The 12,626-nt window shown below is 65.5% G+C and carries 10 protein-coding genes; all 10 read left to right on the plus strand.

From position 1 onward, the window contains the following. Positions 1-5 precede the first annotated feature (5 nt). Complete coding sequence (locus tag AC07Y9_RS09465) at positions 6-1,523, plus strand: sigma-54 interaction domain-containing protein (protein WP_102681497.1); 1,518 nt, start codon at positions 6-8, stop codon at positions 1,521-1,523. 95 nt (positions 1,524-1,618) lie between these two features. Next, entirely contained in the window at positions 1,619-1,759 is a 141-nt protein-coding gene (locus AC07Y9_RS09470; RefSeq protein ID WP_007930271.1) for a hypothetical protein, read from the plus strand. Positions 1,760-1,776: 17 nt separating this feature from the next. Then, the gene (tagH, locus tag AC07Y9_RS09475) at positions 1,777-2,970 is read left to right on the plus strand and encodes a type VI secretion system-associated FHA domain protein TagH (RefSeq protein WP_007930269.1); all 1,194 of its coding nucleotides are present in this window, start codon (positions 1,777-1,779) and stop codon (positions 2,968-2,970) included. Between the two features lie 5 nt (positions 2,971-2,975). Then, the gene (tssJ, locus tag AC07Y9_RS09480) at positions 2,976-3,476 is read left to right on the plus strand and encodes a type VI secretion system lipoprotein TssJ (protein WP_007930268.1); all 501 of its coding nucleotides are present in this window, start codon (positions 2,976-2,978) and stop codon (positions 3,474-3,476) included. A 2-nt stretch (positions 3,477-3,478) separates the two neighbouring features. After that, positions 3,479-4,810 carry a type VI secretion system baseplate subunit TssK gene (gene tssK, locus AC07Y9_RS09485; protein WP_007930267.1) on the plus strand — a complete coding sequence of 444 codons (1,332 nt, stop codon included), beginning with the start codon at positions 3,479-3,481 and terminating at the stop codon, positions 4,808-4,810. Positions 4,811-4,815: 5 nt separating this feature from the next. After that, entirely contained in the window at positions 4,816-5,685 is an 870-nt protein-coding gene (gene icmH / locus AC07Y9_RS09490) for a type IVB secretion system protein IcmH/DotU (protein WP_007930266.1), read from the plus strand. A gap of 14 nt (positions 5,686-5,699) precedes the next feature. Next, positions 5,700-9,227, plus strand: a complete 3,528-nt coding sequence (gene tssM, locus AC07Y9_RS09495; protein WP_102681496.1) for a type VI secretion system membrane subunit TssM — start codon at positions 5,700-5,702, stop codon at positions 9,225-9,227. Next, positions 9,227-9,955 (plus strand): PP2C family protein-serine/threonine phosphatase, encoded by a 729-nt coding sequence (locus AC07Y9_RS09500; protein WP_007930264.1) that lies wholly within the window; start codon positions 9,227-9,229, stop codon positions 9,953-9,955. Before tssM ends, AC07Y9_RS09500 begins: the two co-directional genes overlap by 1 nt. Beyond that, positions 9,952-11,016 carry a serine/threonine-protein kinase gene (locus tag AC07Y9_RS09505; protein WP_102681495.1) on the plus strand — a complete coding sequence of 355 codons (1,065 nt, stop codon included), beginning with the start codon at positions 9,952-9,954 and terminating at the stop codon, positions 11,014-11,016. The genes AC07Y9_RS09500 and AC07Y9_RS09505 overlap by 4 nt, the downstream gene beginning before the upstream one ends. Before the next feature lie 21 nt (positions 11,017-11,037). Further along, positions 11,038-12,626: type VI secretion system Vgr family protein (locus tag AC07Y9_RS09510; RefSeq protein WP_494990234.1), on the plus strand; the 1,589-nt coding region annotated here is incomplete at its 3' end.

The raw sequence follows: 12,626 nt of genomic DNA on the forward strand, positions 1-12,626 counted from the left end.
GTGTGATGTTCACTCGTGTACCGCAACCGCTGATCTACGCCGAGGCGCTGCTGGCGCAGTTCGCCAGCCTGTCGCGGGCGGCCGACGGTGGCGCGCTGCTGGGCGATTTCGTGCGCGGCGTGGCCGGGCTCAGCGGTTGCGAGCTGAGCCAGCTGTACCTGCTCGATGCCACCCATACCCGGCTCGGCCTCAGCGCCGAATGCCTGGGCGGCATCCTGCAACCGCGGGAAGCGGCAAGCCTGCCGGCGGACTACAACGGTGAGCAGCTGCTGCAGTTCGCCCTGTGCCAGAACCGCGTGGTGAGCCTGGTGGGGTTGAGCGGCAGCCTGCACGAAACCAGTTTCCTGCCGGCCCGGGACACGCCCTGGCAGTCGCTGTTGTGCGTGCCGCTGGTGAACACGCAAAAGGCTGTCGAGGGCCTGCTGCTGTGCGCCAGTCGCGAACATATCGACCTGCAGGGCTTCGCCGATTCCATGGGCCAGCTGGGCTCGTTTGTGCTTGGGCAACTGCATCTGCTGCAACGCCTGCGGCGTCCGGTGGGCGACGCGGTGCCTGTGGCCAGCACCCCGGTCAGCGCCAGCGGCTACGGGTTGATCGGCAACAGCACGGCCATGCGCCAGACCTACCAGTTGATCAGCAAGGTGCTGCACAGCCCCTACACCGTATTGCTGCGCGGCGAGACCGGCACCGGCAAGGAAGTGGTGGCGCGGGCCATCCACGACTACGGCCCGCGGCGCTCCCAGGCGTTCATCGTGCAGAACTGCGCGGCGTTCCCGGAGAACCTGCTGGAGAGCGAGCTGTTCGGCTACCGCAAGGGCGCCTTCACCGGCGCCGATCGCGACCGTCCGGGGCTGTTCGACGCGGCCAATGGCGGCACCCTGTTGCTGGACGAGATCGGCGACATGCCGCTGTCCCTGCAGGCCAAGCTGCTGCGCGTGCTGCAGGAGGGCGAGATCCGTCCGCTGGGCTCCAACGACACCCACAAGATCGACGTGCGCATCATCGCCGCGACCCACCGCGACCTGGCGGTGCTGGTCAGCGAGGGCAAGTTTCGCGAGGACCTGTACTACCGCCTGGCGCAGTTCCCGATCGAGTTGCCGGCCCTGCGCCAGCGCGAAGGCGACATCCTCGACCTGGCCCGGCACTTCGCCGACAAGGCCTGCGCCTTCCTCCAGCGCGACCCGGTGAGCTGGTCGGAAACCGCCCTCAATCACCTCTCGGGCTACACCTTCCCGGGCAACGTGCGCGAGCTCAAGGGCCTGGTGGAGCGGGCGGTGCTGCTGTGCGAAGGCGGCGAGCTGCTGGCCGAGCATTTCTCCCTGAGCATCGAAGCGCTGCCGGAAGAACCCGGGCTGAACCTGCGCGAACGCCTGGAGAAGGTCGAGCGTCATCTGCTGCTCGATTGCCTGCGCAAGAACGATGGCAACCAAACCCTCGCGGCCCGCGAGCTGGGGTTGCCCAGGCGCACGCTGCTGTACCGCCTCGGGCGGCTGAACATCAATCTTGGCGACTTCGAGGGTTAGCGCGACATGACTTTCCCCAGCGCCTTTTTCGTTTCGCCAAGCGTCGCCCGCAAGGGTCGGCGCTTTGTGCATTGTCTACCCATGGAGATCCTCTGATGTCTGTTCGTCACTGGCAAGCCGCCCTGCTGGCTCTGATCGTTCTCAGCGGCCTCGGCGGCTGTAGCGGCAATTACAAATTCAACGACAACACCTATCGCCCATTGGGTGATCCGCAGGCGGTCAATCGCGGCAAGTGACCGCAAGGAGCATCATCATGGAACTGGTTTTCGAAATGCTGAACACCAAGCAGTTCGTGCCCACGGAGTTGAGCAGCAAAACCTTCAAGCAGGCCGGCGGGGTGATCGGGCGGGGCGAGGATTGCGACTGGATCATTCCGGACCGCAAGCGTCACCTGTCCAATCACCACGCGATCGTCAGCTACCGCGACGGTACGTTCTTCCTCACCGATACCAGCAGCAACGGTATCCAGGCCAGCGACAGCGGCGCGCGCCTGCGCAAGGGCGAGCCGCAGCGTATCGAGCACGGCAGCATCTATGTGCTGGGGGATTTCGAGATCCGTGCGCGCCTGGTGCGCGATCCGGCGACCTTCGACGCTGAAGTCGGGCGTCCGCAGGCCGCTGGCAGCATCATTCCCGATGACGCATTCCTCGACCTCGACCCGCTCAACGCGCTGGACCAGCAGGAGCGGGTGTATTCGGAAATCGACGAGCTGACCGCGCTCAACACGCCGCGCCAGGAACCACGCCAGCGCGCGGACTATGCGCGGATCGACATGGAAAGCCTGCTGGTGCCGGAACTGGTGGCGCAGCCCGAGGCGCCGGTCGCCGTCGAGCCGGCCCCGGTGGAACGCCAGAGCGAAGGCTTCTGGGAGCATTTCGGCGCGGCGCTGGGGGTGGACCTCAAAGGCCTCGATCACGACGCCCGCGAAGCCCTGGCAATCGATGCCGCGCGGCTGCTCAAGCAAAGCATCGGTGGCCTGCAGCAGAGCCTGCGCACCCGCAGCGAGCTGAAAAACGAACTGCGCCTGGCCCTGACCACCGCCCAGGGCGGCAGCAAGAACCCACTGAAGTTCGCCGTGGACGCCAGCGAAGCGCTAGGCATCCTGCTGCAAGGCAACAAACCCGGCCAGCTGCCGGCCGAGCAGGCGATCTCCCGCGCCTTCCGCGATTTGCAGGCGCACCAGGTGGCGCTGCTGACCGCCAGCCGCGCGGCCGTGCGCGGCACCCTCGAGCATTTCTCGCCGCAGCAGCTGACCCTGCGTTTCGAGCGCGACAACAAGCCGTTGCTGGCCACCTCCGGCAGCCGCTGGAGAGCCTACAACCGCTATCACCAGGCCCTGCGTCAGGACGATGACTGGAGCGAACGCCTGCTGGCCCGTGACTTCGCCCAGGCCTACGAAGAACAGATCCGCCTGATCTCCACCCTTCACACCGAACACCAAGGATGATGCGCATGTCTCGCTGCTCGACCCTGTTACTCAAGACGCTGGCCATGCTGACCGCCCTGGCGTTGCTGGCCGGCTGCTCGTCGCTGTCGCCGTACTCGACCATGACCAAGCTGAACCTCAAGCTGACCGCCAGCGACCAGCTCAACCCGGACCTCAACGGTCGCCCGTCGCCGATCGTGGTGCGGCTGATCGAGCTCAAGCATCCGGTGGCCTTCGAGAATGCCGATTTCTTCAGCCTCTACGAGCGCGCCAAGGAGTCCCTGGCCCCGGACATGGTGGCCAGCGAAGAACTGGAACTGCGCCCGGGTGAAACCGTGGAACTCAAGCTCAGCGTCGAAGAAGGCAGCCGCTACGTCGGCGTGCTGGCGGCCTACCGCGATATCTCCGAAGCCCAGTGGCGCTATGTGGTGCAGCTCACTCCGGTGGAGCTGACCGAAGCCGATCTGACCCTCGACCAGGCCGGTATCCGCACCAGCAACGCAACGCTCGCCAAGGCGGACAAGTAATCATGAACGTGCATAAAGTCATTTGGCAGGAAGGCATGTTGCTGCGCCCGCAGCACTTCCAGCACAACGATCGCTACTACGACTACCAGATGAAAACCCGCACCCAGTTGCTGGGCAGTTATTCCTGGGGTTTCCTGAGCCTGGAGATCGACCTGCAGTTCCTCAACATGGGCAAGCTGGTGATCAGCCAGGCCTCCGGCATCCTGCCCGACGGCAGCCTGTTCGAGCTGGGGGGCAACACCGAGCCGCTGGCCCTCGACGTGCCGCCGAACACCGGCAACACCCCGGTCTACCTGGCCTTGCCGCTGGTGACCGGCAACCACATCGAGTCGCGCCGTCCGGAGCAGTCCGATGTGCTGGCGCGCTACACCGCCTACGAGGCGGAAGTGGCCGACTCCAACGCCGGCGACGATTCCAGCAGCCAGGTCAGCTGCGCCCGGCCGGACTTCCGCCTGCTGCTGGGCGAGCAACAGAGCGACCAGGCCTATGTGAAGCTCAAGCTCTGCGAAGTCCTCGACACCACGCCCGACGGGGTGATCAGCCTCGACCCGGACTTCGTGCCGACCTTCATCCACGCCCATGCCTCGAGCTACCTGCTGTCGTGCCTGAAAGAAGTGATCAGCATGCTCAGCCACCGTGGCGACACCATTGCCGACCGGATCCGTTCCAACGGCAAGGTCGGCGGCGCCGAAGTCGGCGACTTCATGATGCTGCAACTGATCAACCGCACCGAGCTGTTGCTGCGCCACTACCTGGGCCTGGAGCAGGTGCACCCGGAAGAGCTGTACCGCACGCTGCTGACCATGCTCGGCGATCTGGCGACCTTCGCCAGCGACAGCAAGCGCCCGCGCCTGGACAGCCGCTACCAGCACAGCGACCAGGGCGCGAGCTTTCGCAAGTTGATGGACGCGATCCGCCAGGTGCTGTCGATGGTGCTCGAACAGCACGCTATCGAGCTGGTGCTGCAGGCGCGTCAGTACGGGATCATCGTGTCGCCGTTGCACGACCACAAGCTGCTGGGGTCGGCCTCGTTCGTCCTGGCCGCCAGTGCCAACTGCGACTCCGAAGAACTGCGCCATCGCTTGCCGGCGCACCTCAAGGTCGGCCCGGTGGAGCGGATTCGCCAGCTGGTCAACCTGCACCTGCCGGGGATCAAGGTCAAACCCTTGCCGGTGGCGCCACGGCAGATCGCGTTCCACTCCAACAAAACCTATTTCATCCTCGAACTCAGTTCCGAAGACCTGGCGCAACTGGAGCGTTCCGGCGGTTTCGCCTTCCACGTGTCCGGCGAATTCGCCGAGCTTGAACTGAAATTCTGGGCCATCAGGAACTGACCGACATGATCAAGGACATGGAACACAACCAGGACGACAAGACCGTCCTGCTCGATCGCCAGGGCCATGGCCCGGCGCAGAGTCCGCTGACCGATTTCGCCGCGCCGCCGCGCTTCGAGCAACTGGAAGAACGGATGATCTACGCCGCGCGCCTGCGCCCGGCCGAGGCCTTCAACATCAGCCTGAACGCGCTGGTGGCGGCGGCCTCCGATCTGTTGTCGGAAGTGGTGCGCCTCAAGCACAGCGACACCCGCGAAGACCTGTACGCGCTCAACGAGCGCCTGACCTCGGCCTTGAAGCTGTTCGAGGTGCGCGCCCTGCACAACGGCGCCGAAAGCAGCCAGGTCATGGCCGCCCGCTACGTGCTGTGCACCGTGGTCGACGAGGCGGTGGTCACCACCCCGTGGGGCAATGAAAGCGAGTGGTCGCAGATGAGCCTGCTCAGCAGCTTCCACAACGAGACCTTTGGTGGCGAGAAGTTCTTCCAGCTGCTGGACCGGCTGTCGAAGAACCCGGTCAAGCACCTGCCGATGCTGGAGCTGATGTACCTGTGCCTGTCGCTGGGCTTCGAGGGCAAGTACCGGGTCATGGCCCGCGGCATGCTCGAACTCGAAGGCATTCGCGACGCGCTGTACCGGCAGATCCGTCAGCTGCGTGGCGACGTGCCGCGCGAGCTGTCGCCACACTGGGAAGGCTTGCACGACAAGCGCCGCAGCCTGGTGCGCATCGTGCCGTGGTGGATGGTCGCGCTGTTCACGGTGGTCTGCCTGGTGGTGATGTATTCGGGGTTCGCCTGGGTTCTGGGCGAGCAGCGCGAGACCGTTCTGCAACCTTATCAGCAGCTTGACCCGGCCGTGGTCCAGCCCCAGCCGTAATACAGGGACGTGTGATGAAAAACTTCTTCAAGAAAGTCGGCGCCTTCCTGCGCAAGACGTGGGTCTGGACGCTGTTGCTGGTGCTGTTCGTGGCACTGCTGGTGTGGTTCGTCGGGCCGCTGCTGGCGGTCAACGACTACAAGTTCTGGGAAAGCGCGACCTCGCGCCTGCTGACCATCAGCATGCTGTTCCTGATCTGGGGCCTGACCATGGTCTTCGTCAGCTGGCGCGCCGGGGTCCGCAAGAAAGAAATGGAAGACAGCGAAGACGGCCAGGAACGCCTGCGCCGCGAAGAGCTGATCGACGAGGAGCAGAAAGAGCTGCGCAGCCGCTTCAAGGAAGCCATGCGCACCCTCAAGACCTCCAGCCTGTACCGCGGGCGCAGCGAGCGCTGGCGCAACGACCTGCCCTGGTACCTGCTGATCGGTCCGCAGAGCAGCGGCAAGACCAGCCTGCTGGACTTCTCGGGCCTTGAGTTCCCGATCAACAAGATCGACCGCAAGCTGACCCGCGACACCGTCGGCACCCGGCATTGCGACTGGTACTTCGCCGACCATGGCGTGCTGATCGACACCGCCGGCCGCTACCTGACCCAGCCCGACGCGGAAGTCGACGCCAGCGCCTGGAGCACCTTGCTCAACCTGCTGCGCAAGCGCCGTCGCGGGCGTCCGCTCAATGGCGTGCTGGTGACCATTCCTGTGGAGCTGCTGCTGAGCGGCAACGAGCAGGATCTCGAGACCCTGGCGCGCCAGGTCCGCGCGCGCCTGCAGGACGTGCACCAGAAACTGCATGTCGATGTGCCGGTGTACCTGGTGCTGAGCAAGGCCGACCAGTTGCTGGGCTTCGACGAGTTCTTCGACCAGCTGAGCCGCGAGGAAAGCGACCAGGTGCTCGGCACCAGCTTCCGCAAGGAACAGAACGGCACCGACGTCGCCGTGCTGCGCCAGGAGTTCGAAGAGCTGCTGCGGCGCCTGAACAGCCAGGTGATCATGCGCATGCACCAGGAGCGCGACACCCAGCGCCGTGGCCGCATCCTCGACTTTCCGCACCAGTTGGGCCAGATCGGCGAGCACCTGTGCCTGTTCGTCGACATGGCGTTCACCGGCAACCGCTACCAGCGGGCCAGCCAGCTGCGCGGTTTCTACCTGACCAGCGCACCGCACCTGACCGAAAAGCTCGACCCCGACACCGCCGGCATCGGCGCCAGCCTGGGCATGGCGGCCGGCGTGCTGCCGACCCTGCGCAGCGGTCGTTCGCGCTTCATTCACCACCTGCTGAGCCGGGTGATTTTCCCCGAGGCCGACCTGGCTGGCCTGGACAAGCGCGAGCGCAATCGCATCCATTGGGGCCAGCGTGCGCTGTACGTTGGCGCGCTGGTGGCCCTGGCCTTGTTCGGCCTGCTGTGGGCCGGTGGTTTTTCCGCCAACTACGAGCGCCTGGAAAACCTGCGTTCCCTGGCGCAGAACTGGAACCAGCAGCGCACGGCCCTGACCGCCCGTGACGATGCGATGGCGGCGCTCAAGACCCTCGACACCAGCTACGAAGCCACCAAGGTGTTCCCGGCCAAGGGCGACGTCTCGCTGCACGAGCGGGTCGGCCTGTACCAGGGCGAGGAAAGCAACCCGGTGGTGCTCAGCGCCTACGAGCGTGAGCTGCAAGCGCAGCTGTTGCCACGGGTGGCGCAGATGCTCGAAGGGCAGATCCGCAGCAACATGCGCGACCGCGACCGCCTGCTCAACAGCCTGCGGGCGTACCTGATGCTGAACATGCAGGATCGTCGCGATCCGTCCTGGCTCAAGGACTGGGTGGCCAGCGACTGGTCGACGCGCTATGCCGGCAACACCGCGGTGCAGAACGGCCTGAACGCGCACTTCGAACGCCTGCTCAAGCTGCCGTTCAGCTACCCGCTCAACGACACGTTGGTGGCCCAGGCGCGCCAGGTGCTGCGCAGCGAGTCGCTGGCCAACGTGGTCTACCGCGTGCTGCGCGAACAGGCGCGGAGCCTGCCGGAGTACCGCCTGAGCCAGCACCTGGGGCCGCAGGGCAGCCTGTTCGTCGGCACCGACTACGCGATCCCGGGCTTCTACACCCAGCAGGGTTACCAGCAGTATTTCTCGGTCCAGGGCACGGCGCTGGTCACCGATATCCTGCGTGACAACTGGGTGCTGGGCGAAGGCAGCGGCATCAGCGGCATGGACCTGCGCCGCCTGATGGTGGAGCTGGAGCAGCTGTACTTCCGCGACTACGCCAACTTCTGGAGCGAAGCGGTGGGCCAGGTCGGCCTGCAGCCGTTCAACGATGCCGGCGAAGGCGCCGATCAGGTCGCCGGCCTGACCTCGGCCAACTCGCCGGTGCTGCAACTGCTGGTGGAAGTGCGTGAGAACACCCGCTTCCAGGCCATCGCCGAAAGCGCCGAAGACGTGACCGCCGCGGCGGACAAGGCCGCCGAGAAAGGCGGGGCGCTGGGCAAGGTCGCGGCGGCTGCCGCGGGCAAGGCCCAGGAAGCTTTGGCCAAGAACCTGCCGGACACCGCGAAGAAGTCGCTGCAACGTCGCTTCGAACCGCTGCACCGCCTGCTGGATGACAACAACGGCCCGGCGGCGGACCTGACGCCAGCGCTGCAAGCGTTGAACGACCTGCAACTGCAACTGGCCGGCCTGGCCCGTGCCAGCGCGCCCGAGCAGGCGGCGTTCGAAATGGCCAAGACCCGCATGAGCGGCCAGCGCGATGCCCTGAGCAACCTGCGCAACGCCTCGGTGCGCCTGCCGCGTCCGGTGAGCGTGTGGTTCAACGTGCTGGCGGAAGACACCTGGCGCCTGGTGCTCAACGACTCCTACCAGTACCTGAACCAGCGCTACCAGAGCGAGCTGTACAGCTTCTACGGCAAGGCCATCAGCAAGCGTTATCCGTTCAGCGCCCACAGCACCAGCGATGTCGCCATCAGCGACTTCCGCGAGTTCTTCAAGGCCCAGGGCATCGCCGACCGCTTCTTCGAAAACTACATGCGGCCTTTCGTCAGCGGCGATCCGGGCAACTACCGCCTGCGCAGCATCGACGGCCACAGCCTGCCGATGTCCAAGGTCTACCTCGACCAGATGGCCGCCGCCCAGGTGATCCGCCAGAGCTTCTTCTCGGAGAACCCGGCGGAGCCGCAGGTGCAGTTCAAGCTGGAGCCCTACACCCTGGACCCGGCGGTGAGCCGTTCCGAGTTCCGTTTCGGCGACAAGACCATGGAATACCGTCACGGCCCGATCGTGCCGGTGTCCTTCAAGTGGCCGACCGATGCCGAAGACGGCCGCACCAGCCTGGTGCTGGACAAGATGGCCGGGCGCCCGGTGGGCATCGAAAAGAACACCGGCCCCTGGTCGCTGTTCCGTCTGTTCGACCTGATGCAGACCGAGTACCTGACCGGCCGTGACGTGCTGGTGCTCAAGGCTGACCTGGGCGGCCTGCGCGCCAACTACCTGCTGATGAGCCAGCGCACGCCGAACCCGTTCGACATGGGTGTGCTGCGTACCTTCCGTATGCCGGTGCAGCTCTGATGCTGGTTGCCAGTACCTGGCGCAGCGCTGCGCGCACCGACCCGGGCAAGGTTCGGGCGCGCAACGAAGATGCCTTCCTCGACTGTCCGGAGCAGGGGCTCTGGGTGGTCGCGGACGGCATGGGCGGGCATCAGGGTGGCGACATCGCCAGCCAGTTGATCGTCGCCAGCCTGGCCGAGTTGCCGGCGCAAGACAGCTTCGACGAGCGGCTCAAGGGCCTGCGCCAGTGCCTGCACTGGCTCAACCGGCGCCTGGGCCAGGAGTTGACTGTCACCGCCGAGCGCCACGACAGCATCATGGGCAGCACCGTGGTCGCGCTGTTGCTGGAAGGCGACCGCGCGGCGTGCATCTGGGCCGGCGACAGCCGCTGTTACCTGTGGCGCGGGCAGCGTCTGTACCAGCTGTCCAAGGACCATTCGCTGCAGCAGCAACTGATCGACGAGCAGCAGATGAGCGTCGAGCAGGCGCGGGCCCATCCGGCGGCCAATGCCCTGACCCGGGCGGTGGGCGCCAGCGAGCAGCTGACCCTGGATGTGCTGGAGCTGCAGGTCTACCCCGGCGATGCCTTCCTGCTGTGCAGCGACGGCCTGTACCAGGGCCTGACCAGCGACGCGCTGGGCAATGCCTTGAGCCTGGCTTCGCCGCAGGTGGCGCTGGAGCGTCTGTTCGACGGCGCCCTGCGTGGTTCGGCGCGGGACAATCTGACAGCCGTGGTGATCCGCCAATGAGTGATCTCAAATCCGGTCTGGATAACATCCTGATGAGCGAGGAAGAGGCCAGCAACCTGACCTATTTCGCCTTCGCCAAGGCCAATGAGGCGCCGCGTCCCGTGGCGCCCAAGGCCAAGGGCAAAGGCCGCAACCGCTCCAGGAATCGCCCCCGTTCCAAGGCTCAGGCCGTGGTGCCTGTGGGCGGGTTGCCGGACGTATTGGCCGGACGTTACCGCCTCGAGCGCCTGCTCGGGGCCGGTGGCATGGGCGCGGTCTACCGCGCGCGGGATCTGCTGCATGAGCAGTTCGGCGATCCCGACCCTTACATAGCGCTCAAAGTCATGAGCGAAGAATTCTCCGAGACGCCGGATGCCAGCGCCTTGCTCTACAGCGAGTTCGCCCTGACCCGACGCCTGCGCCACCCGAACGTCGTGCGCCTGCACAGCTTCGAGGTGGACACCCAGTGCCAGCGCGCCTTCATCACCATGGAGCTGATGCGCGGCCTGACCCTGGACAAACTGCTCTGCGAGCGGCCGTTGGGGCTGCCGTGGAAAGAGCTGCGCGATGTGGTGCGGCCACTGCTCGATGCCCTGGCGTACAGCCACGCTCGCGGTGTGCTGCACGGCGACCTGAAGCCGAGCAACGTGATGCTCTGCGAAGACGGCGTGCGGCTGTTCGACTTCGGCCTGAGCCAGGCCGAGGAGGGCGTGCTGTCCGGCCTGCCGCAACTGAGCCGCAGCCGCTTCAACGCCTGGACGCCCGGCTATGCCGCCCCCGAATTGCTGGAGGGCGGCGCCTTGTCGGCCAGCGCCGACCTGTACGCGGTGGCCTGTGTGATCTATGAACTGGCCTGCGGCAAGCACCCGTATCGCCGGTTGCCGTCGACCCAGGCCCGCGACGAACGCCTGGACCGCTCGCTGCAGGCGCCCAGGCATCTACCCAGACACTGTTGGCCAGCCCTGCGTGCGGCGCTGGCCTTCGACGTGGCGCAGCGCACCATCTCCGCCCAAGCATTGCGCGACGCCATGCGCGCGGATTCGTCCTGGCTGCAACGCTGGTTCCATCGGCGTAACGGATGACCATCGAACAGGGAGCAAGCTATGTTCAATCCTTCCAATGAAACCCACTTCAGCCTGACGGTCGACGACTTCCAGGGTGACTTGCAGGTGCTGTCTTTCGAGGGGATCGAAGGCATCAGCCAGCCGTTCCGTTTCGATCTGGAGCTGGTCAGCGAGAACCCCGACCTGGACCTGGAAACCCTGCTGCACAAGCAGGCTTTTCTAGCGTTTGATCCGCAAGGCAGTGGCATCCACGGCCAGATCTACCGCGTGGCCCAGGGCGATGCCGGCAAGCGCCTGACCCGCTACAAGGTGTCGCTGGTGCCGCAACTGGCCTATCTCGAACACCGCACCAACCAGCGCATCTATCAGCAGCTGTCGGCGCCGAAGATCATCGCGCTGATCCTCGAAGAGCACGGCATCCAGGGCAACGCCTACCGGTTCCAGCTCGGCACCCCGTGCCCGGAGCGCGACTACTGCGTGCAGTACGACGAGACCGACCTGCACTTCATCCAGCGCCTGTGCGAAGAGGAAGGCCTGCATTACCACTTCCAGCACAGCCCGCAGGGCCACCTGCTGGTGTTCGGCGACGACCAGACCGTGTTCCCCAAACTTGGCCAGCCCACCGCCTATATCCAGGGCAGTGGCATGGTCGCCGACGAGCCGGTGATCAAGGGTTTCAACCTGCGCCTGGAGACCCGCACCCGCCGTACTACTCGACGCGATTACGACTTCGAGAAACCGCGCCTGCAACTGGAAGCCGCCTATAAACCCGAGGCTGAAAGCGAAGAGCCGGACCTGGAGGACTACGACTACCCGGGCCGCTTCACCGACCGCGCGCGCGGCAAGTTCCTCAGCCAGCGCGCCCTCGAACGCCACCGTGCCGACTACCAGCAGGCCGAAGGCTGGGGCGACCAGACGCGACTGGTCAGCGGCCACTTCCTGGAACTGTCCGAGCACCCGCGCAGCGAGTGGAACGACCTGTGGCTGCTGACCCACATCGTCCACGAAGGCAAGCAGCCACAGGTGCTGGAAGAGTCGGTGACCAGCGACACCACCGACAACAAGGATGACTTCCACCAGGGCTATCGCAACCGCTTCCTCGCCACGCCCTGGCAGGTGTTCTACCGCCCGGCCCTGAACCACCCGAAACCGCGGGTGCTGGGCAGCCAGACCGCGGTGGTCACCGGGCCCAAGGGCGAAGAAATCCACTGCGATCAGTACGGCCGGGTCAAGGTGCAATTCCACTGGGACCGCGAAGGCAAGGCCGACGACAAGACCAGCTGCTGGCTGCGCGTGTCCTCCAGCTGGGCCGGCGACCGTTATGGCGCCCTCGTCATCCCGCGCATCGGCATGGAAGTGCTGGTGACCTTCCTCGAAGGCGACCCTGACCAGCCGCTGATCACCGGCTGTCTGTACCACAAGGAACATCCGGTGCCTTACGCCCTGCCGGCGAACAAGACCCGCACGGCATTCAAGTCCATGAGTTCACCGGGTGGCGCCGGCTACAACGAACTGCGTATCGAAGACAAAAAAGGCGCCGAACAGATCTTCATCCACGCCCAGCGCGACTGGGACGAAAACATCGAGCACGACCAGAAAATCCGCATCGGCCACGAACGCCACGACAC

This window comes from Pseudomonas sp. GW456-L12 (assembly GCF_059424045.1).

What these genes read in the sequence shown, in the direction of transcription:
- AC07Y9_RS09465 (WP_102681497.1), top strand. Translation starts at nt 6, where the DNA reads ATGTTCACTCGTGTACCGCAACCGCTGATCTACGCCGAGGCGCTGCTG.
- tssM (WP_102681496.1), top strand. Translation starts at nt 5,700, where the DNA reads ATGAAAAACTTCTTCAAGAAAGTCGGCGCCTTCCTGCGCAAGACGTGG.
- tssK (WP_007930267.1), top strand. Translation starts at nt 3,479, where the DNA reads ATGAACGTGCATAAAGTCATTTGGCAGGAAGGCATGTTGCTGCGCCCG.
- tagH (WP_007930269.1), top strand. Translation starts at nt 1,777, where the DNA reads ATGGAACTGGTTTTCGAAATGCTGAACACCAAGCAGTTCGTGCCCACG.
- icmH (WP_007930266.1), top strand. Translation starts at nt 4,816, where the DNA reads ATGATCAAGGACATGGAACACAACCAGGACGACAAGACCGTCCTGCTC.
- AC07Y9_RS09505 (WP_102681495.1), top strand. Translation starts at nt 9,952, where the DNA reads ATGAGTGATCTCAAATCCGGTCTGGATAACATCCTGATGAGCGAGGAA.
- tssJ (WP_007930268.1), top strand. Translation starts at nt 2,976, where the DNA reads ATGTCTCGCTGCTCGACCCTGTTACTCAAGACGCTGGCCATGCTGACC.
- AC07Y9_RS09470 (WP_007930271.1), top strand. Translation starts at nt 1,619, where the DNA reads ATGTCTGTTCGTCACTGGCAAGCCGCCCTGCTGGCTCTGATCGTTCTC.
- AC07Y9_RS09500 (WP_007930264.1), top strand. Translation starts at nt 9,227, where the DNA reads ATGCTGGTTGCCAGTACCTGGCGCAGCGCTGCGCGCACCGACCCGGGC.